Annotated in this window: 21 protein-coding genes, 2 riboswitches and 2 other annotated features; of the genes, 8 read left to right on the forward strand and 13 right to left on the reverse strand. The window is 54.5% G+C overall.

What is annotated here, in order from left to right; all coding sequences use genetic code 11:
- Positions 1-2 precede the first annotated feature (2 nt).
- Together mtnA and mtnK are read right to left on the reverse strand one after the other, a co-directional pair.
- Positions 3-1,037, reverse strand: a complete 1,035-nt coding sequence (mtnA, locus tag EVJ21_RS07770; protein WP_131490277.1) for an S-methyl-5-thioribose-1-phosphate isomerase — start codon at positions 1,035-1,037, stop codon at positions 3-5.
- Complete coding sequence (gene mtnK / locus EVJ21_RS07775; RefSeq protein WP_131490278.1) at positions 1,034-2,188, reverse strand: S-methyl-5-thioribose kinase; 1,155 nt, start codon at positions 2,186-2,188, stop codon at positions 1,034-1,036. The genes mtnA and mtnK overlap by 4 nt, the downstream gene beginning before the upstream one ends.
- An 81-nt stretch (positions 2,189-2,269) precedes the next feature.
- Positions 2,270-2,372, reverse strand: a riboswitch (SAM riboswitch).
- A 205-nt stretch (positions 2,373-2,577) separates the two neighbouring features.
- Positions 2,578-2,680, forward strand: a riboswitch (SAM riboswitch).
- A 71-nt stretch (positions 2,681-2,751) separates the two neighbouring features.
- Between mtnK and EVJ21_RS07780 the strand changes: the two genes are divergently transcribed.
- Genes EVJ21_RS07780 through EVJ21_RS07795 form a run of 4 tightly spaced genes read left to right on the forward strand, consistent with a single transcriptional unit; the run spans position 2,752 to position 5,714 of the window.
- Positions 2,752-3,906: a 2,3-diketo-5-methylthiopentyl-1-phosphate enolase gene (locus EVJ21_RS07780; RefSeq protein ID WP_131490279.1), complete on the forward strand. Its 1,155-nt coding sequence runs from the start codon at positions 2,752-2,754 to the stop codon at positions 3,904-3,906.
- Positions 3,903-4,553 carry a 2-hydroxy-3-keto-5-methylthiopentenyl-1-phosphate phosphatase gene (locus EVJ21_RS07785; RefSeq protein ID WP_131464715.1) on the forward strand — a complete coding sequence of 217 codons (651 nt, stop codon included), beginning with the start codon at positions 3,903-3,905 and terminating at the stop codon, positions 4,551-4,553. The genes EVJ21_RS07780 and EVJ21_RS07785 overlap by 4 nt, the downstream gene beginning before the upstream one ends.
- On the forward strand, positions 4,550-5,167 hold the full coding sequence (locus EVJ21_RS07790) for a methylthioribulose 1-phosphate dehydratase (protein WP_131464717.1): 618 nt from the start codon (positions 4,550-4,552) through the stop codon (positions 5,165-5,167). The genes EVJ21_RS07785 and EVJ21_RS07790 overlap by 4 nt, the downstream gene beginning before the upstream one ends.
- A 13-nt stretch (positions 5,168-5,180) precedes the next feature.
- Positions 5,181-5,714: a cupin domain-containing protein gene (locus EVJ21_RS07795; RefSeq protein WP_131490280.1), complete on the forward strand. Its 534-nt coding sequence runs from the start codon at positions 5,181-5,183 to the stop codon at positions 5,712-5,714.
- A gap of 43 nt (positions 5,715-5,757) precedes the next feature.
- Here EVJ21_RS07795 and EVJ21_RS07800 read toward each other — a convergent pair whose 3' ends face one another.
- Positions 5,758-6,588 (reverse strand): TerC family protein, encoded by an 831-nt coding sequence (locus EVJ21_RS07800; RefSeq protein WP_131458846.1) that lies wholly within the window; start codon positions 6,586-6,588, stop codon positions 5,758-5,760.
- A gap of 252 nt (positions 6,589-6,840) precedes the next feature.
- Between EVJ21_RS07800 and folE2 the strand changes: the two genes are divergently transcribed.
- Complete coding sequence (folE2, locus tag EVJ21_RS07805) at positions 6,841-7,749, forward strand: GTP cyclohydrolase FolE2 (protein ID WP_016508342.1); 909 nt, start codon at positions 6,841-6,843, stop codon at positions 7,747-7,749.
- Positions 7,750-7,787: 38 nt separating this feature from the next.
- On the opposite strand, the gene EVJ21_RS15365 is transcribed toward folE2, so the two are convergent.
- The 4 genes from EVJ21_RS15365 to pta form a co-directional block, all read right to left on the reverse strand.
- Positions 7,788-7,955 (reverse strand): hypothetical protein, encoded by a 168-nt coding sequence (locus tag EVJ21_RS15365; protein ID WP_161567604.1) that lies wholly within the window; start codon positions 7,953-7,955, stop codon positions 7,788-7,790.
- Complete coding sequence (locus EVJ21_RS07810) at positions 7,952-8,251, reverse strand: rhodanese-like domain-containing protein (RefSeq protein WP_016508292.1); 300 nt, start codon at positions 8,249-8,251, stop codon at positions 7,952-7,954. The genes EVJ21_RS15365 and EVJ21_RS07810 overlap by 4 nt, the downstream gene beginning before the upstream one ends.
- 35 nt (positions 8,252-8,286) lie before the next feature.
- Positions 8,287-9,006: a DUF2711 family protein gene (locus EVJ21_RS07815; RefSeq protein WP_131490281.1), complete on the reverse strand. Its 720-nt coding sequence runs from the start codon at positions 9,004-9,006 to the stop codon at positions 8,287-8,289.
- Positions 9,007-9,083: 77 nt separating this feature from the next.
- Positions 9,084-10,073, reverse strand: a complete 990-nt coding sequence (gene pta / locus EVJ21_RS07820) for a phosphate acetyltransferase (protein WP_070329128.1) — start codon at positions 10,071-10,073, stop codon at positions 9,084-9,086.
- Positions 10,074-10,410: 337 nt separating this feature from the next.
- Between pta and hemQ the strand changes: the two genes are divergently transcribed.
- The gene (gene hemQ, locus EVJ21_RS07825; RefSeq protein ID WP_131490282.1) at positions 10,411-11,184 is read left to right on the forward strand and encodes a hydrogen peroxide-dependent heme synthase; all 774 of its coding nucleotides are present in this window, start codon (positions 10,411-10,413) and stop codon (positions 11,182-11,184) included.
- Positions 11,185-11,412: 228 nt separating this feature from the next.
- Here the strand turns inward: hemQ and EVJ21_RS07830 are convergent, their stop codons facing one another.
- Positions 11,413-12,348, reverse strand: coding sequence for an ATP-grasp domain-containing protein (locus tag EVJ21_RS07830; RefSeq protein WP_131490283.1), 936 nt, complete (start codon positions 12,346-12,348; stop codon positions 11,413-11,415).
- 154 nt (positions 12,349-12,502) lie between these two features.
- On the opposite strand from EVJ21_RS07830, the gene EVJ21_RS07835 reads away from it, so the two are divergent.
- Complete coding sequence (locus EVJ21_RS07835) at positions 12,503-13,999, forward strand: potassium/proton antiporter (protein WP_131464728.1); 1,497 nt, start codon at positions 12,503-12,505, stop codon at positions 13,997-13,999.
- 36 nt (positions 14,000-14,035) lie between these two features.
- Here EVJ21_RS07835 and trpA read toward each other — a convergent pair whose 3' ends face one another.
- Genes trpA through trpD form a run of 5 tightly spaced genes read right to left on the reverse strand, consistent with a single transcriptional unit; the run spans position 14,036 to position 18,261 of the window.
- The gene (gene trpA / locus EVJ21_RS07840; RefSeq protein ID WP_131439350.1) at positions 14,036-14,803 is read right to left on the reverse strand and encodes a tryptophan synthase subunit alpha; all 768 of its coding nucleotides are present in this window, start codon (positions 14,801-14,803) and stop codon (positions 14,036-14,038) included.
- Complete coding sequence (gene trpB, locus EVJ21_RS07845; RefSeq protein WP_016508329.1) at positions 14,800-15,984, reverse strand: tryptophan synthase subunit beta; 1,185 nt, start codon at positions 15,982-15,984, stop codon at positions 14,800-14,802. Before trpB ends, trpA begins: the two co-directional genes overlap by 4 nt.
- Positions 15,966-16,538 carry a phosphoribosylanthranilate isomerase gene (locus EVJ21_RS07850; protein ID WP_131464732.1) on the reverse strand — a complete coding sequence of 191 codons (573 nt, stop codon included), beginning with the start codon at positions 16,536-16,538 and terminating at the stop codon, positions 15,966-15,968. The genes trpB and EVJ21_RS07850 overlap by 19 nt, the downstream gene beginning before the upstream one ends.
- Positions 16,514-17,275: an indole-3-glycerol phosphate synthase TrpC gene (gene trpC, locus EVJ21_RS07855; RefSeq protein WP_131464734.1), complete on the reverse strand. Its 762-nt coding sequence runs from the start codon at positions 17,273-17,275 to the stop codon at positions 16,514-16,516. The genes EVJ21_RS07850 and trpC overlap by 25 nt, the downstream gene beginning before the upstream one ends.
- Positions 17,272-18,261, reverse strand: a complete 990-nt coding sequence (gene trpD / locus EVJ21_RS07860; protein ID WP_131458837.1) for an anthranilate phosphoribosyltransferase — start codon at positions 18,259-18,261, stop codon at positions 17,272-17,274. Before trpD ends, trpC begins: the two co-directional genes overlap by 4 nt.
- Before the next feature lie 56 nt (positions 18,262-18,317).
- Positions 18,318-18,543, reverse strand: a binding site (T-box leader).
- Positions 18,544-18,598: 55 nt separating this feature from the next.
- Positions 18,599-18,829: a binding site (T-box leader), on the reverse strand.
- Positions 18,830-19,018: 189 nt separating this feature from the next.
- Here trpD and EVJ21_RS07865 point away from each other — a divergent pair.
- Positions 19,019-20,386 (forward strand): amino acid permease, encoded by a 1,368-nt coding sequence (locus EVJ21_RS07865; protein ID WP_370252057.1) that lies wholly within the window; start codon positions 19,019-19,021, stop codon positions 20,384-20,386.
- Positions 20,387-20,389: the final 3 nt, after the last annotated feature.

Here is a 20,389-nt window from a genome sequence, read left to right on the forward strand (position 1 = left end):
TTTCACACGTGAACCGTTCCCCCTACATGGTGTGTGATCGCTGCTTCATTCGGCTCGAACACGCCCGCTTCGGTGATGAGTCCGGTGATCAGTTCAGGCGGTGTGACGTCAAACGCCGGGTTAAAGACGGTGATCCCGACCGGCGCCGTAGGTTGTCCGCCGATATGGGTCACTTCTAGCGCGCTCCGCTCCTCGATTTGAATCACATCGTCCGCCGTCAAATCGAACGTCGAATGCGGGGCCGCGACGTAAAACGGGATCCCGTAATGTTTAGCCAGGACGGCGAGCTGAAGCGTGCCAATCTTATTGGCGACGTGACCCGTCCGTGTGATGCGGTCAGCGCCGACGATGATGGCGTCGACCCCTTTCGCCTGAATCGTCCAAGCGGCCATATTGTCGGTGATGAGCGTGACGTCGATGTCGGCCTGGTCGAGTTCCCAGACGGTCAGGCGTGCCCCTTGGAGGAGCGGCCGCGTCTCACAAGCGAAGACGTTAAACGCGATACCTCGCTCTTTCCCGACGTAAAACGGAGCGAGCGCAGTCCCGTAACGCGACGTCGCGATCGCCCCGGCGTTACAGATCGTTAAGACGTTCCCCCCTGCTGGCAGCACCGTGAGCGCATGCTCCCCGATGGCCCGATACGTGTCGACGTCTCGCTCGAACAGCGCGATGGCCCGATGTTTGATGTCAGTCGCGATCCTTTCAAAGTCGTCTCCGACGTTGAATCCGAGAAGCGACTCGATCACGTTTTGCAGATTGACCGCCGTCGGACGGGTCGCGATCAACCGACGGCCGACGAGGTCGAGCCGGCGTGTGAAGTCCGGGTCATCTTGAAGCCGGACCGCTTCTTTCGCGAGCACGAATGCGCCGAAATAGGCGATGGCCGGCGCGCCTCGGACTTGTAACGTCTCGATGGCGTGCTCCGCCTGTTCGAGCGTCGCGATCGTCACGTACCGCTCCTCATGGGGCAGTAACGTTTGGTCTAAAATGACGAGCTCGTCCCGGTTCGGGTCGAAGCGAATGTTTTGGACTGTCATACGCGTACCCCCGCTAACAGCGTCACTAAATCATCGATCGAACGGATATCGTGGCGCTGTTTAATGAGCGTCGTGCCGAGCGTGAGCGCTTCCCGTTTCCGCTCGAGCCGGACCGTTTCCGGTAACGTCTCGAGGTCATTGACTCCTGCGAGGCCGATGGCGCGGCGAATCAGTTCGCATCCGGCATAGCCGATCGTGTCGCTAAAGATGGTTTGAAGTAGCTCATCGACGAATCCGTCCGTGTTGAACGGTTCGACCGCCGTCTCAAACTTCGTCCGGAACGTCTTCTCAAACGTCTCCCATACCGTCAATACGTCCGTGAACCGTTCGAACCGTTTGAGTGGGTCATGGAACGTCGATAGCGTCAAATGGGCGACGATTTGCCCGATGTCAAAGCCGAACGGTCCATAAAAAGCGAACTCCGGATCGATGACTTTCGTCTCTTGTTGCGTCGCGAAGATGCTGCCTGTATGTAAGTCCCCGTGCAAGAGCGCGTCGTGTTTCGTGACGAAACCGACTTTCAGTTTCGTGACCTCCACTTTCAATTTCTGGTCACGCCAAAGCGCTTCGACGTCCTGACGGAGCGCGGTTTCGATGTTGTTCGATTCGGCATCTTTGTACGGATCGGTGAAGATCAGTTTTTCAGTGATATCGCATAGTTCCGGGTTGTAATAATCCCGTTCTTTCCGCTTCTTCTCAATCGGGCCGGCCGCATAGTCGGACGTCTCAAACAACGTCTGTCCTAAAAACTCACCGATGTGACGGGCAAGTTCAGGATACGTTTTCCCTTCCAAATAGCCCGTCCGGACGATATCAAAGTCGGACAAGTCTTCTAAAATCGTGTAGGCGAGCGTCCGGTCACTGCCGAGAACGACCGGGACGAAACGCGGGACGACGCTGGCGAATTCGCGCAACGCGAGCTGCTCGATCCACGCCCGTTCAAGTGTGAGCGGCCAACTCTCGCCGACGACTTTCGCATACGGTAGCGCCTGCTTGACGATGAGGCTCGTTTCGCCTTGACGGATGCGGAAGACGAGGTTCAAGTTGCCGTCCCCGATCTCCTCGCAATGCGCGATGCCCCCATCTTCGAGTAACCCTAACGTTCTGACGTGCTCGACGACTGTCTGTTCTGTAAATGGTTGATAAGCCATGTCTGTTTCCCCTTTCGGTATATTCCCCACAAAAAAAGCCCCTTTCTCCGCGAGAAAGAGGCACAGCCGTAACGGTTGTTCCTCTCATCTGTCAGACGTATGTCTGGTGGATGTAGCACCGTGCCTACTGGTCGGTTGCTGCGGCGTCATCGGGCCAATTCCCTCTGCCAACTCGCGATAAGAGTGTCGTATTCGATTGTGTGAACTTGTTGTGATGAATAATACGGACTCGACCCCACCTTTGTCAACGGCAATTTGCTGGAGCAACGGTCACTTTTTTTATGCATATATGGTAACAACGAACTCAAACTTTTTTTCTCAAAAAAAGGAATTGACGAACCGGATATTGTGTGACAAAATTCAATTAAATTTCACAACTTCAAAATACATTCTTATCAAGAGCAGACGGAGGGGACAAGCCCGATGATGTCGCAGCAACCGACCCGATTGGGCACGGTGCTAATTCTTGCAGCGTAAGCTGAGAGATAAGAGTTCATTTTTTTATGATGACCTCTTGCCTCGGCATGGGGTCATTTTTTGTTTGACCGGAAGGAGGAACGAACATGAGTATTACTGCCACATATGAAATCAGCCGGACGGACCGCGTCGCGACTGTCGCCGAGAAAATCGCCCTCGAACTGACCGTCGGCACGTGGACGGAACTGCCTCACCTAGAGCAAGAACAATTAAAGGCGTATCGGGGCGAGATCGTCTCAACGACGCATACGGAAACGACGAGCCGCTTCACAATCCGTTATCCGCTCCATAACGTCACGCCCGACTTCTCATCCATCTTGACGACGACGTTCGGGAAATTATCGCTCGATGACTCGGTACGCTTGATCGACTTAACGTTACCCGAAACGCTTGCATCTGAATTCCCCGGAGCAAAGTTCGGTGTTCAAGGCGTTCGTGAGTTGCTCGACGTCCATGATCGCCCGCTCGTCATGAGCATCTTTAAAGGGATCATCGGCCGTGATTTACGCTTCTTAGAACAGCAACTTCGAGACCAGCTCGCCGGCGGCATCGACATCGTCAAAGATGATGAAATCCTATACGACAACCCGCTCACTCCGTCGCTTGAACGAGCTAAAATCGGAGCGGCCGTCATCCAAGAACAGTTCGAAACGACCGGGAAACGTTCGCTCTATGCCATCACGCTCAGCGGTCCGGTGTTCGGGCTGCGTGACCAAGCGCTCCGCTTGATCGAGGCGGGCGCGACGGCACTGTTGTTCAACGTCTATACATACGGGCTCGACACACTCCGCGAACTCGCGAGCGATCCAACAATTAACGTCCCGATTTTGGCGCACCCGGCGTTCGCCGGCGCCTTGACCGGCTCGATCAGCCACTCGCTCTTGCTCGGAAAATTGATCCGCCTCGCGGGGGCCGACTTGACGCTGTTCCCGTCCCCATACGGTTCACTTGCGACACCATCCGATGAGGCGTTCGCGATTCGGGATAGCAGTGCTCGGCCGCACTGGGCGAAGCCGATTCTACCGGTCCCGTCGGCCGGCATCCATCCGGGGCTCGTCCCGGACATCATCCGTGATTTCGGCACAGACGTCGTCATCAACGCCGGCGGCGGCATCCACGGTCACCCAGACGGCGCGGCCGCCGGGGCCCGGGCGTTCCGACAAGCGATTGAGCAAGTATTGGGCGTGGCGAGCCAGACGAACGAGCTCGAGGCCGCGTTAAAGGCGTGGTCAAAACAATGACGATTCACATCTTGTGTGACTTCGATGGGACGATCACGGCCGAGGACAACATCATCGCTTTGATGCGGGCGTTCGCACCGCCCGAATGGCACGCGCTCAAAGACGATGTGCTCGCTCAAGACATCTCGATCCGCTCCGGGGTCGGGCAGATGTTCCAGCTGTTGCCGAGCGCTGACGCTTCGGCGTACCGTGACTACTTGCTGGACCGCATCACCTTGCGCCCAGGTTTCCCAGCATTTTTGGAAGAGATCCGAGAACATGGCTGGAAGTTCGACGTCGTCAGCGGCGGCATGGACTTTTTCGTGCACCCGATCTTGCAAGACCACGTCGCGCCGGACCACATCTACTGTAACGTCGCCGACTTCTCAGGCGAGACGGTACGCGTCGACTGGCCCTACGCCTGTGACGCGCATTGCACGAATGATTGTGGTTGCTGCAAACCGACAATCGCCCGGACGATCGTCGATCCCGTTGATCGCTTGATCGTCATCGGTGACTCGGTGACCGACTTCGAGATCGCCAAACGGGCCGATTTCGTCTACGCCCGTGGGCAACTCATCACGCTCTGTGAAGCAGAAGGCATCGCCTACGCCCCGTTCGAGACGTTCGACGACATCACCCATCACATGAAGGAGGTGCACGTATGAGCGTGACCGCACGTTGGCTTGAACTCGCCGACATTAAAGACGAACTCGCCGCGCGCGACTGGTTCCCCGGAACGAGTGGCAATTTGGCGATTCGTGTCTCCGACGACCCGCTGACCTTCCTCGTCACGGCGAGCGGACGCGATAAACGAAAACGGACCGCGGACGATTTCGTCCTCGTCGACGCGGCCGGCAGGTTACTTGGCGAACAAACTGGTAAACCGTCCGCTGAGACGCTGTTACACGTCGAGGTGTTCAACAAGACCGCGGCGGCGTGTTCACTCCACGTACATACGGTCGACAACAACGTCATCTCCGAGCTCCATGCCGTGAACGGTGAGGTCGTCTTCACGGGGCAAGAGATCATCAAGGCACTCGGGTATTGGGAAGAGGACGCGGTCGTCCGGGTCCCAATCATCGACAATCATGCCGACATCCCGACGCTCGCGGCCGCCTTCGCGCCTCACGTCCATTCAAGCGCCGGTGCCGTCCTCATCCGTAATCACGGCATCACGGTCTGGGGCGAGACGCCGGCTGCGGCGAAGCGCTATTTAGAAGCATACGAATTTTTGTTCAGCTACACGCTAAAACTACGCGCCTTAGGCGTCCATTCATAAGGAGGAACTATCTATGGCAACTGTCTATTTTCAACAAACTGAAGAGCGTCTCGTCGACCAAACTGAAGTGAACGTATTTTTAGAATCGCGTGGTATCCTGTATGAGCAGTGGGACATCGCTAAACTTCCGATCGCGCTTCAAGAAAACTACGAACTGACGGACGACGACAAGCAAGCCATCCTCGCAACGTTCCGTGACGAGATTCAAGACGTGTCGGAGCGCCGCGGCTATCAAACGGCCGACGTCATCTCGCTGTCTGACGCGACACCGAACTTGGACGAACTGCTTGTCAACTTCCAAAAGGAACACCATCATACGGACGACGAGGTCCGCTTCATCGTCAGCGGGCACGGCATCTTCGCCATCGACGACGCCGAACGTGGCTACTTCAACATCGAACTCAATCCGGGCGATTTGATTTCGGTCCCGGTGAACACGCGCCACTACTTCACGCTCCAAGACGACCGCCAAGTCGTCGCCGTCCGCATCTTCGTGACAACAGAAGGCTGGGTGCCGATCTACGAGAAGCAAGACGTGACTGCCTAACAAAAAATCCTGCCTTCCGCATACGCGAAAGACAGGATTTTTTTTAATGCTTGACCGCTGTCGGTTTGGAAGAGAACCAACCCCAAACAGCAATCCCAACCATGACCGACCAGAAGAACAGTGTCCAACCTAACGAGTGGACGAAACCGTCTGGAAGACCCATGAACGCGAACGGTGTACCGGCAATCAATTCCTTGAAGCCAGGGTGTTCGAGGACGAGTACCGTCAACTTCACACCGACCCAGCCGACGATGAGGAAGGCGGCCGTCTCCAGTGTCGGACGTTGATGCAGCAACTTCACGAAGACGCGGGCCGCGAATCGCATCAAGATGACCCCGATGAGTCCACCCGTCAAGACGACGAAGAATTGACCTGAGTCGATTCCACCGATCTCTCCAAGACCGAGCGGCGGCAAGCTGACTGCGAGTGCGACCGCTGCCAAGATCGAGTCGACCGCGAAAGCGATGTCGGCGAACTCGACTTTTACGACCGTCCACCAAAACTCTTTTTTCGTGACCGGCTTCTCGGTAATTGCCGTCTCTTCTTTCGCCTCGGCAGCGAGGTCTTGTCTTGGATCCATCTTGCGCGCCTTATACGTCATATATAGATGTCGCGCGCTCATCCCGATCAAGTAAAGGGCACCGAGTGCTTGGACTTGCCAGACGTTGATTAAGAACGAGATTAAGAATAATGCGATGAAGCGGAAGACGAACGCTCCTAATAAACCGTAGAATAGCGCTTTCTTCTGTTCTGTCCGCGGCAAGTGCTTGACCATGACGGCCAACACGAGCGCGTTGTCTGCAGATAGTAGCCCTTCAAGACCGACGAGTACGACGATGATCCAGGCGTACTGCAGGATTAACTGCCAATCCATTAAAACATCCCCTTTTTGTTTGTGTTCCTTCATATTTAACAGTGATCTATTTTTAAGTTCACAGGAACATTTTATTCCCGTGCGCAAATTAAATCAATCTTCTTTTATTCAATGTCTGAAGTTTTTTCCGCGGAGCAGGTTCAAAGCACGTTCGCGAAGCAAAATGATACCCAGTTTGTATCCATTTCGTGATAAAATCCTAACAAGAACGAGTGGCGGTCATTTGCCCTCTTAAAAAAGGAGAATCCGATTATGTCTACAAGCCATGTCGCTTTACCTACTAAAGCAGAACGACATAAACTATTCGGCTCGGTCCCGCCGGTCAAAGGTACGAAACCGACAGAAAAAGATAAAATGGTCGATCTTCAAAATACACCTAAGAACTTCTTGTTCGCACTCGACAGCGTCGGGATCTCGAACGTCAAACATCCCGTCAACATCGAAACTCCAGACGGCATCCAAGCGACGGTCGCAACGTTTGAATTAACGACATCACTCGTCCAAGATCGTAAAGGCATCAACATGTCCCGCTTGACGGAACAGCTCGACGCGTACCATACGCAAGGCTGGACGTTATCAAACCGCTCGCTCATCGAGTTCGCCCAAGAACTCGCCGAGCGTATGGAACAAACGGAAGGTCAATTGACGGTCCGCTACCCATGGTTCTTCAGCCGGAAAGCACCGGCGACGGGCCTCAGCGGTCTTATGAACGCTGACGTCATGCACAACGTGACGTACAACCTCGAGACGGGTATGGCGAGCGTGACGGTCGGTCTCGTCATCAACGTGACGACGCTATGCCCATGTTCAAAAGAGATCAGCGAATACAGCGCCCATAACCAGCGCGGCTACATCACAATCGAAGCCGGTCTTGACGAAGCGTCGCTCGACGGCTTCGACTGGAGACTCGCATTGCTCGATGCGGCGGAGTCGAACGCATCGGCACCACTTCACCCGGTCTTAAAACGTCCGGATGAGAAACGGGCTACAGAAATCGCTTACGAAAACCCACGTTTCGTAGAAGATATGGTCCGCTTGATTGCAGCCGACTTGTACGAGATGAAACAAGTCGTCAACTTCTTCGTCGAATGCCGAAACGAAGAGTCGATCCACCAGCACGACGCGATCGCGTCAATCACGTTCGATAAACGTGACAACTAAAAACGAGTGAAGCCATGTACTTGGCTTCACTCGTTTTTTTACACACTTTGTATGAGGCGGATCGTCAACAAAAGGACGATCAGGACGATCCACACCGCCCAGATGGTGCGCCATCTGTTCCAGTCGAGACGCTTCACGAACGCGTACACCGTCAAATAGAGGACGATCAAGAGCGGAATGACGACCCACGGATTGTCGAGCATCACGCTTCGACGTCACCGTCCCAAGCGAGCATGCCGCCCTCGACGTTGACGACTTTGAACCCTTCCGATTCCAAATAGTCGCACGCCGTCTGGCTGCGTCCGCCCGAGCGACAGATGACGTGATAGACGTTGTCTTGCGCGAGCTTCTCGGTCACGCCCGGGAATTCAGACAGCGGATAGAGCGGCACGTTCGGGATATGGCCCGCGTCGTACTCGTCTTGTTCGCGCACGTCGATGATGTGGAGCGACTCCCCGTTCTCAAGCTTTTCACGTAATTCGGTTGCATGGATGCTTTGCATGCTGTTTCCCCCTTAAATTGTTATCCCCTACTAGTTTACCTCAGTTTCGTGTCGGACAAACTCCAATTGATGGTCGTCTCGTCATCGCAGTAGAAACCTTTCAGACCACAACGTTCGACCATGTCACTTACCCAAGACTGACTGCCGCAAAATAAAGTGAAGTGGCTATCCCATGGCGGTACGATGAGCCAATCATGCTGATAGCCGAAAAACGTGCGATGATTCATGTCCCATGTATCGGCTGCAAGAACTTCTCGAATGTTGATAAGATGGCGCTCCGTACAAAATTCGTCGCCGCTCCATATCCATTCTTCTCCCGTCTCCAGAAGCGCCCTTAATACCCGATTCTTTAAGAAATCAGACAGCTCGCCTTCGCCAGGTGGGAGTAAATTCTCGCGCTCGCAAAATTCGATGATTCGATTTGCGCCTTCTTTATCTTCGGCATGCGGTTTCAACGCCCCAATCATCGTTCGGAGTGCGTGATCGATACGTTTGACGTCTTCAAAACCAAGTTGGCGGCGCATATCTTCCCATGCGACGGCACGAAAATGCTGTTCCACTTCGTTTTTGTTCATCTCGACATATCGGTCAATTGCTTTAGGATCTTCTATCGGTCCGAGAAACGGATGGTACGCGACGAACACTTCTTCAAACACGCCCTCATAGTAAGTTTTAATCGGAAAATCATCTCCACCGCCGAACATGGCGTAGCGATGTCCTTCCGGTAAAGTGATGGCTCCCTCAATCTCCTCCATGTGACCGCCTCCTTTTCCAATAGTTTACAACTACGCATCAAAAAAAGCATCCTCCGCTGTGGGAAGATGCTTCTGACTTACGCTTCGTTGCGCTCGTCAATCGCTTGTGCCGCTGTGATGAGCGTCAATTTATAGACGTCTTCTTCATTACAGCCACGCGACAAGTCGTTGACTGGCTTGTTGAGACCTTGCAAGATTGGTCCGATCGCTTCGAATCCGCCGAAACGTTGAACCATCTTGTAGCCAATGTTCCCGGCTTCGAGGCTCGGGAAGACGAACACGTTGGCGTTACCGGCGACGTCAGAGCCCGGTGCTTTCTTCGCTGCCACGCTCGGGACGAACGCTGCGTCGAACTGAAGCTCACCATCGATTGGAAGGTTTGGCGCTTTCTCTTTGGCGAGACGCGTCGCTTCGATGACTTTCTCGGTTTCAGGCGACTTCGCCGAACCTTTCGTCGAGAAGCTGAGGAGCGCGACTTGCGGCTCGATGCCGAACGTCTTCGCCGTCAACGCTGACAAGTAGGCGTTCTCGGCAAGGTCGGCCGCATCCGGTGCGATGTTGATCGCACAGTCCGAGAAGACGTATTGCTCATCGTCACGTACCATGATGAATACACCTGACGTCTTTTTGATGCCTTCTTGCATCTTGATGATTTGAAGTGCCGGACGGACCGTGTCGGCCGTCGCATGCATCGCACCCGAGACGAGACCTTCCGCTTTGCCCGTGTGGACGAGCATCGTACCGAAGTAGTTCACATCTGACGACAACAATTCACGAGCTTGTTCAGCCGTCGCTTTGCCTTTACGGCGTTCGACGAACGATTCGACGAGCGTGTCGATATCTTCGTATGTCGCTGGGTCGTACTGTGTCAAGTTCGAGATATCAAAGCCGTGTTTCGCTGCGACTGCATCGATGTCCGCTTTCGGACCGACGACGATTGGGTTGACCATGCCGTCATTTTTTAAACGGACTGCAGCTCCAAGGACGCGCTCATCGACGCCTTCTGCTAAGACGATGGTCGGACGAATCGGGCTGACTTTTTGCTTCAACGTGTCAAATAATTTCATGGTAAGTGAACTCCTTTTCGATTGGAAGATATCTATGTTTTCTCTTTAGGACACAATTGTCCGTATGCGTGTTTTATTATACACAGTCCTTTTTTTAAAATAAACTATTCTGCCCATATCGTCATAAATCGCTTGAAATCAGTCATTATATGAATAGAACAGTTATGTATTTATGACTGATACAGGTTGCTGTGAAGCCGTTTACATTTCTGTGTCCGCTTTTTCCTTTCCCCGGTCTCGATTGTGATTACCCTCACAGACAGCGCCAAATTTGCCAGGCGGTAAAGTGTCTGTGGTAAAATAAACAGCGAAGCCAAGTCTTGAAAGGAGTTTTTTCATGTCAGAACGTCCAGCACCGACAACCGAAACACAGCACGCAGCCGCCACATTAGACGGTTGGTATACGCTCCATGATTTCCGCTCGATCGATTGGACACGCCTAAAAGCAGTCGACAAAGAGGCGCGTCAAGAAATGATTGAGGAGTTCGTCGCCTTCCTCGCCTCGCTTGAAGACGTCGAAACACGCGGAGAAGGCAGTCACGCCTTCTATTCAATCCTCGGTCAAAAAGCGGACGTCGTCCTCATGGTCCTTCGTCCGACGTTCAAAGAGCTCGAGCAAGTCGAACTCGCCCTTCGTAAGACGAAACTGTACGACTATATGATCCCATCGTACTCTTACGTCTCGGTCATCGAGCTCGGCATGTACCGTGGCTCTGGTGACGGAGATCCATACGAGAACCCGCACATCCGCTCGCGCTTGTACCCGACGTTGCCGAAAGCAGCCCACATCTGCTTCTATCCGATGAGCAAGGCGCGCCGTGACGAGGACAACTGGTATACGCTGTCGATGGACGAGCGGAAAGACCTCATGTACCGTCACAGCATGATCGGCCGCAGCTATGCCGGCAAGATCCAGCAGTTCATCGGCGGATCGACCGGATTTGACGGCTGGGAATGGGGCGTCACGCTCTTCGCGGAAGACTCGCTCCAATTTAAGAAGATTGTTTACGAGATGCGTTTCGATGAAGTCAGCGCCAAATATGGGGAGTTTGGTGACTTCTACGTCGGAAACATCCTTCCAAAAGAAGAACTCGGCACATTCCTCGGTTGATTGAGGTTTACGCATCGACCCCCTCGGGAAACATCGTTGTAGAGGCACTTACAACAATGATCAATGAGGTGAACAACGATGCGCGTGTTCAAGGAATCAGATCGAGACACTGCAAAACGTTTAGATTCGTTCATTGAACGAATGACCCCGACAGCAGAGCTAGTCCAAATTCGATTTGAACAACAATTACAACATACACAGCGAAAGGGTCAGGCGAAAGCCTGACCCTTATTTTGTCTTCGCGTGAAGCGCGTCGCCAAGGAACGTCGCGAGTTCTAGCATGCCGTATTGACCTGCCTTCGCTTCCGCGTCCGAGTTATAGTTCGTATTCGTGTTGACGTCGTACGCATAGACGTTACCGTCACGGTCTTCGATAATCTCGATCCCCGCGACTGCGATATTATTTTTTACCAAGAACGCTTCTAGTTGATCGATGATCGGATCGGCAAACCCGTCGACGATTTCAAATTTGGCCGGCGGCGTCTCGCCGACCGGGCAGAATTGGTCTTCAATCGAGCACGCATCCGCCGGGCATAGTTCGAACCCTTCCGACGTGTCGACCCGTACCGCGTAGAGGAACTTTCCGCCGATAAATTCACAGCGCGTGATGAACGGTTTCGGCGCTTCGATATATTGTTGGATGAGCGTGATGCCATCGACCGAGTCCTCGAACGCCGGTCCGTACACATACCCTTTCAACGCCTCAATCGAATGGAACAGCTGCACGCCAAGCCCTTTACCAGCCCGGTTATGCTTCGTGATGAACGGGCTCATGCCAAGCTTCTCGGCCGCCTCGATGATTTGTTTTTTTCCGACGGCAGCGATCGTCCTCGGCACACGGATCCCTTCTTGACGAAGCGCCGTATACTGGTTGACCTTGCTCACTTCGAGGCGAATCGCCCGTGTCCCGTTGAAGACGGTCCGTCCGTTCGCCTCGAGCCAGGCAAGTACCCCTTCCGTCAGCTCTGGCGCGTAGCGATGCCCGCGCGTATGTGACGACGCACTCATCCGGTTATAGAACACACCATCTGGCGGCGTCGCTTCAATATCGATGATTCCTTCATCTAAATGCCACAGTTCATATGGAAGCGATAACTCCTCGAGCCGTTTGACGAGATGGTCCGTCCACTCATTGTTTTCATGCAAGACGTGAATTTTAGCCATATGAATCCCCCTTTGATACTCCTAATGTACCACACCGATATCCGACTATTCCAATTAGCATAATTGACGATACGTTCATTCTTATTTCATAACGGTTTCATGGTATAATGAACTTAATAATCTATGTGAAAAGTGACAATTTCAAAGGGAAGTGATGTGTTTGACTGCACCTATTTTAAGTACAGACGTTTCAATCCTCTTGTTCGGTCTCCTCCTCGTCGCGGGAGTTTTGGCCACGCGCGTGTCCACCCGTTTTGGCCTTCCTGCGTTGATTCTGTTCATGGGGATCGGCATGGTCATGGGCAGTGACGTCACCGGCTTAATCTTCTTCGATGACTCGAACCTTGCCCAGATGATTGGAATCTCCGCTCTGATCGTTATTTTGTTCGAAGGTGGTCTGCAGACGAAATGGGCCTCGATTCGGAGTGTCCTCGCTCCGTCCGCCTCGCTCGCGACGATCGGCGTCTTATTGACGGCCGGATTCGTCGCCGTAGCCGTTCGTTTCGTATTCGGTTTCGACTGGATTGAGTCTTTCCTATTCGGTGCCATCATCGGCTCGACCGATGCTGCCGCCGTATTCGCCGCCTTTAAAGGAAAGAATATCGCACCGAAAGTCGGCGCGACACTCGAAGCCGAGTCCGGCACGAATGACCCGATGGCGATGTTTTTAACGATCCTCGCTCTCGACTTCATGTTGAAACCGGACACGACGATTTGGGACGGCATTGGGATGTTCATCCTCCAGATCATCGTCGGGGCGTTCGCCGGGTACATGCTCGGGAACCTGTCACGGCTCATGCTCAATCACTTGCGCCTTGAGTCGAGCGGCCTGCACGCCGTCCTCATGATTTCGATGGCGTTCATGACGTATGGAGTGGCCGCCTATTTCGCCGGCAGCGGCTTGCTTGCCGTCTATCTTGCCGCGATGATCGTCGGGAACGCCCACACCGCCCACGAAGTGACCATCGTCCAATTTTCGGAGGCGCTCGCTTGGATCATGCAAATTATCATGTTCGTCATCCTCGGCCTTCTCGTCTATCCGAAACAACTGTTCGACCCAGAACTCATTTGGAAAGGGCTGTTGATTTCATTTTTCCTCATGTTCGTCGCCCGTCCGATCGCCGTTTACTTATCGACGATCGCGATGCCGTTCACGCATAAGGAAAAACTGTTCATCTCCTGGGCCGGCCTAAAAGGAGCGGTCCCGATCGTGCTAGCGACGTTTCCGCTCATCGCCGGGATCGACAACAGCCAACTCATCTTCAACGCCGTCTTCTTCGTCGTCGTGACGAGCGCGTTGATTCAAGGAACGACGCTCACACCGCTCGCGGCCAGACTGAACCTGCTCGGGCCGGATAAGATTCGCTCACCGTATACGATCGCGCTCGTGTCGAGTAAACAGTCGCAGCATCAGCTCGTTCCGTACGTGGCGACAGAAACGTCATCGATGATCGGACGCACGCTCGCCGACATCACGTTACCGCCGAACACGGTCGTCAATGCGATCGTCCGCAAAGACTACCTCATCCCGCCTACGGGTCAAACGAAAATTGAGCCGGGCGACTTATTGTACGTCCTCGCCTCGACGTATCGTCACGACCAACTCGATCGCAAGTTCGGCGAAGACGGGCTTGAACGCGTCGAGCTATGAACGAACAAGGACCGTGCCCGAGGCACGGTCCTTGTTTTATGCTTTGACTCGACGCGCCGCTGCGATCAAATCGGCGACGTCTTGCTCGCGTCCGGCGTGGAGCGCCTCGACGATGAAACTGCCGACGACGACCCCGTCACACGCCTCACCGAGCGCTTGTACTTGGTCTTCCCGATGGACACCGAATCCGGCGAGTACCGGGACCGGAGACCGTTCTGTCAACGAGCGCAAATGGGCGAGCAGTTCGTCCGGGAACGCGTCGACTTTTCCGGTCGTCCCTTTGAGCGTCACCGCGTAGACGAACCCCTCGGCCTGACTTAAGATCGTGTCGATTCGTTGTTTGTTACTCGTCAATGTGACGAGCGGGACGACCGCGACCCCGTTCCGTTCGATCCCTGCGAATAGTTCGAGGCTCTCTTCGAACGGCAAATCGGGGATGATGACACCGCTGACGCCGCATGCGGCCGCACGGTCGAAGAACGGTTGGATTCCGAACCGGAACACCGGATTCAAGTATGTCATGAGGACGATCGGGACTGAGAAACGCTCAGTTCCTTCTATTAAATAATCCAACACACTAGAGAGCGTCACGCCGTTCGCGAGAGCACGCATCCCCGCCGCCTCGATGATCGGCCCGTCCGCTACCGGATCTGAGAACGGGATCCCGAGCTCGATCGCCGTCGCGCCCATCGCTTCAAGCCGTTCGATCGTCGGAATGAGTTGATCGAGTCCGCCGTCTCCGGCCATGATGTAAGGGACGAACGCTGCCCCGTCTCTATTTCGAATCGCTGTCTCTAAGCTCATTTCCGTCCCACCCTTTCTCGAATCGTATGCACATCTTTATCGCCTCGGCCTGACAGACAGATGACGAGCAAATCGTCCTCGTCCATCGTCGCGGCGAGCGTCTCGGCATAGGCGAGCGCATGTGACGACTCGAGTGCCGGAATGATGCCCTCATGTCGACTGAGTGACATACATGCCTCTAACGCTGCCTCATCGGTGACCGCCGCGTAACGGACACGCTCGATGTCTTTCAAGAAACTATGTTCTGGTCCGACCCCAGGATAATCGAGGCCGGCCGAGATCGAGTGCGCTTCTTGGATTTGCCCGGCCCCATCTTGGAGCACGTACATGAGCGAGCCGTGGAGCACGCCGACCTCACCTTTCGTGAGCGTCGCCGCATGCTTGTCCGTATCGACGCCGCTTCCTGCTGCCTCGACACCGTACAAGGCGACATCCTCGTCATTCAAGAACGGGTAGAACATCCCCATGGCGTTGCTGCCACCACCGACGCAAGCGATGACGGCATCCGGCAAGCGTCCGGTCTTATCTAAAATTTGACGCCGCGTCTCTGTTCCGATCACACTTTGGAAGTCACGTACCATCGTCGGGAATGGGTGTGGTCCAAGTACAGAGCCCATGACGTAGTGCGTATCGTCAACGTGTTTGACCCAGTAGCGTAACGCCTCGTTGACCGCATCTTTCAATGTTCGGCTGCCTGACTTGACCGGAATGACCGTCGCCCCGAGCAGTTCCATCCGAAACACGTTCAACTCTTGCCGCTCGACATCGACCTCACCCATGAAAATCGTACATTCTAAGTTGAGCAGCGCGCACACCGTCGCCGTCGCCACACCATGTTGTCCGGCACCGGTCTCAGCGACAATTTTCTGTTTCCCCATCCGCTTGGCGAGAAGCGCCTGCCCGATCGTGTTGTTGATCTTGTGGGCACCGGTATGGTTCAAATCCTCACGTTTCAAGTAGACGTTCGTCCCGAGGCGTCGACTCATGTTCTCCGCATAGTAGAGCGGCGTCTCCCGTCCGACGTATTCGCTGAGCAACTCGTCGAAGCGTTCTTGAAATTCAGGATCTAACTTCGCTTCCTCATAAGCCACCTCGAGTTCTTCAACTGCTTGCATGAGTGTTTCCGGTATATACTTTCCTCCGTACGGGCCAAACTTTCCGTTCACTGGTTGTGTGTACATGGTGTTTCCTCCTTGGCACGTCTGATGAACGTGCGAATTTTATCGATATCTTTCTCTCCATCTGTCTCGACACCGCTTGAGACGTCGACCCCGTCAGGCCGTACGTCATGCATCGCTTGTCTCACGTTATCGGCCGTCAAACCACCGGCGAGCCAGAACGTTCGCTTGGGGCGTTCCAACTGTGACCAGTCGAGCGTCTCCCCGCTTCCGGGCGTCGGTGCATCCAGTAAGACGATATCTGCCTCTGTCTTGCTACTCGCTTCGATGATCGGCAGATTGAACTGCCGGAACGATTCAAACGGCAACGTGCGCCGGTGCAGTTGGATATCCGTCAATCCACACGTGATCGCCGTCTCGACCTCCTCAAGCGTCGGGTCGAGGAACACTCCGACGACACGGACGTGATTCGGGATCAACTGCCGTAGCCGTTTCGCCGTCGTCACATCGACTTGGCGTGAGCTGTTCGCGAACACGAAGCCGATCGCATCGGCCCCGGCTTCAACCGCCGCCGTCACGCTTGCTTCTGTTTTTAATCCACATATTTTAACGAACACGTCTTCAGCTCCTCAATCAACGCCGTCGGGTCATCCTGTCGCATAAGCGCCTCTCCGACGAGAATGGCTTTGGCTCCCGCGTCTCGCAGTCGGCTCGCTGATTCGCCGGTGCTGACTCCGCTCTCACTGACGAACGCCACGTTCGGATAACGCTTCATCAATTCAATCGATGTCTCAAGCGATACGTCGAACGTCTTCAAGTTCCGGTTGTTGATGCCGATCAGCACGTCCTCAAGTTCGAGCGCCGTCTGGAGCTCGGCTTCATCGTGCACTTCGACGAGCACGTCGAGGCCGATCAGGCGTGCGTGTTGCTTCAACGCGTGCAGGCGAGTCGGATGCAGCGCCGCGACGATCAACAACGCCGCGCTCGCGCCGGCCGCTTTCGCCCGATCGAGCTGCCGTTCATCGATGATGAAGTCTTTACACAGGACCGGGATATCGACGGCGTCAGCGACTTGGCGTAAGTCATCGAACGACCCATTAAAGTACGTCGTATCCGTCAGCACCGAAATCATCGTCGCACCGGCCCGTTCGTAAACCTGAGCCCGTTCGGCCACATCCAGTTCGGCTCGAATCACGCCTTTTGATGGGGACGCCCGCTTAATTTCCGCGATGATATGAAACCCGTCCGCGACCAGCCTCTGTAACGAGATCGGCTCTGTCGCCGTGACCGTGACGTCTTGCATCTGATTGACCTCTTCGATTTTCGTCCCAATAATTTTCGTCAAGTAGCTCATGCGCCCACCTCCGTTTTTTGTAGTTGCTTAAGGACGCGGACGGCGTGGCCCTCGTCGATGCTTCGGCTCGCCTCGGCCACACCTTCACGTAACGTCTTGACGGCGCCGTATGTGCATAATGCGAGTGCCGCATTCAACAAGACGACGTCCCGCGCCGGTCCTGCCGCGCCGTTCAAAACGGCGACGAGCGTCTTCGCATTCTCTTCGGGTGTACCACCTTGTAGCGCCGACAGCGGTGCCCGCATCAACCCGACGTCTCGCGGGTCGACTTGATATCGTGCCGTCTGCTCTCCGTCAAAGAAGAGTACCTCGTTCGCACCAACGAGGCTCGCCTCATCGAGTCCGCCGGCCCCATGGACGACCATGCCCCGTTCGACTCCGAGATGGCGCATCGCCGTAGCCATCTTCTCAATCAAGTCTGGATGGTAGACGCCGATCAATTGCCGTCTCGGCTTGAGCGGGTTCGTCAGCGGACCGATTTGATTGAAGATCGTCGCCGTCCCGAGCCGTTTTCGCACCGGCATGACATGTTTCATAATCGGGTGGACATGTTGGGCGAACAAGAAGCTCAAGTTCGTCCGCTCAAGTTCAGCTAACACGTCGTCAGCACTTTGGACAATCGGGATATTCAACGCCTCGAGCACATCGGCGCTACCCGACCGGCTCGACACGCTCCGATTCCCATGTTTCGCGACCGGGATACCAAGTCCGGCGAGAACGAACGCGACGGTCGAACTAATGTTGAACGTGTTCGCTCCGTCACCGCCGGTCCCACAAACGTCGAGCACAGGGAGCGTCGTCTCCGGGAACGTCGCCGCTTCACGGATATAATCGGCCAGCCCCGCCATCTCTTCGGCCGTCTCGCCGCGTGCTTTCAATGCGAGAAGCACCTCGGTGATTTGCGTTTCATCCGCTTGAAACAACTCGGAAGCCGCCTGTTTCATCTCGGTCGTCGTCACTTGGTTCGTCAGTAGTCGTGTTAACATGTCCGTTCCTCCTTAAGCGATTTGGGTATAAAAAAACTCCATACGACGTCTGTCGTATGGAGGACGGTATGGACCGCGGTGCCACCTCTCGTTGGATCAATCGATCCCACTTTCCGATGCTATCACATCGTATCCTGATAACGGTGGAAGCCGTCACGGCCTACTAACATTCAGCCGTGCTCTCATGAGCCCATTCACGTGACGGTCTCGGTCAGGATCCCACCACCCCTGACTCTCTGTACGAGACTTCTTCACGCTACTCTTCTCAATCATCGATTTAAGATTCAATTTAAAAAACAAAAAAGGGTCACTCGGTCCAACTCACAGCTCACGCTATGAGAAGGACGAGTAACCCCGTGGTGCCACCTTCGTTGGTTCATATAGAACCCGCTTCACGGACAATCATCCGCTTCCCCGTGATAACGGTGGGTAACCCGCTAAAGCCTACTAAAAATTTCGGTTTAGAGCTCGGAAGTCCATTCGCGACGTCCCACATACTGATTCACACCAACCATCAGCTCTCTGTCATGCGGGGACCGTCGTTACTTCTCTTCGTCGACGCCTTTGTTCGTTTCAGTTAAGTTAACTCGTACTATACCGTTCCCGATTCATCCTGTCAAACAAAAGTGTGCAAAAAAACTTTGCTTCTATAAGTGCGGACGAATCGACCGCATGTTTCAGAACGTCGCAAGTTGACACGTGATTTTTTTGTCTGCTATAGTCGTCCCCAACAACACTTCACTCAACTAAAGGAGATTTGACTTTGGAAACTAGTAAACTAAAACGTGAACTGTCGACCCGACAGCTCACGATGATCTCGCTTGGCAGCGCCATCGGAACGGGCCTCTTCCTCGGAAGCGGCCTCGCCATCCAAACGGCAGGACCGAGCGTGCTCGTCAGTTACGCCATCGGGGCGTTTATCGTCCTCTTGCTCATGGGTTGTCTCGCCGAGATGACCGTCGCTCATCCGACTTCAGGCTCGTTCGGCACAATCGCCGAGCGTTATGTCCATCCGCTCGCCGGCTTCTTGGTCCGTTACTCGTACTGGATCGCCAACGTCCTCGCAATCGGGGTCGAAGTGAGCGCAATCGCGATTTACATGCGCTACTGGTTCCCGGATGTGAACGGATTCGTCTGGGTCGCCGTGTTCGGCGGATTGCTCATCTACGTCAACGCTCGGCACGTCCATACGTTCGGGACAACCGAATACTGGTTATCATTCATCAAAGTCACTGCCATCATTCTTTTCATCGTCCTCGGTGCGGCCGCACTGTTCGGCCAACCGGGCTCACCAATCGAATCGATCACGACCGGAAATGAAGGGTTCTTCGCTTTCGGATTTTACGGCATGTGGGTGACAATTTTCATCTCGCTCTTCAGTTTCCTCGGGACAGAGCTCGTCGCCGTCACGGCCGGCGAGGCGAAAGACCCGGACCGCGCCGTACCGAAGGCGCTGCGGGCGACCGTTTTCCGCTTGACGTTCTTCTATTTGATCACGATCGCCATCATGCTCATGCTCATCCCATGGCAGCAGGCTGGTATCGATCAAAGCCCGTTCGTCCTCGTCATGCAGCAGTTTGACGTGCCTGGCGCGGCTAGCATTTTGAACTTCGTCATCTTGGTCGCCGCCTTGTCGGCGATGAACGCGCAATTGTATGCCTCGACGCGCATGATGTACTCGCTCGCCGAAGCCGGCGACGCACCGCGTATCTTCAAAAAAGTAAGCACCAGCGGGATTCCGATGCCTGCCTTGTTCGTTTCGACAGGCGGGATCGTCCTCGCGGCACTGCTTCAAGTATTCATGGAGACGTCGTATCCGTTCCTCATGGGCATCTCGATGTTCGGAGCGATCTTCACATGGTTCATGGTCTTCGTCTCACACTTATTCTTCCGCAAAAAATGGACGGGACGTAAACTCCCTGTCCGTATGATTGGCTATCCGTTCTTACCGCTCCTAGGTGCCGGTCTGCTGCTCAGCTTAATGATCACGACATGGTTTACCGATTTCAACATCTTACTCAAGTTCGGGATCCCATGGTTGGTCGGCTTAACGATCATCTATCTCGTTCGCGAGCGATTCCGTAAGACTGACACAAAACAAGACGACATCGAGCAAGCTAATTAAAAA

Origin of the sequence: Exiguobacterium sp. SH0S2, assembly GCF_004337185.1 — a bacterium.
Classification (GTDB): Bacteria; Bacillota; Bacilli; order Exiguobacteriales; family Exiguobacteriaceae; genus Exiguobacterium; species Exiguobacterium aurantiacum_A.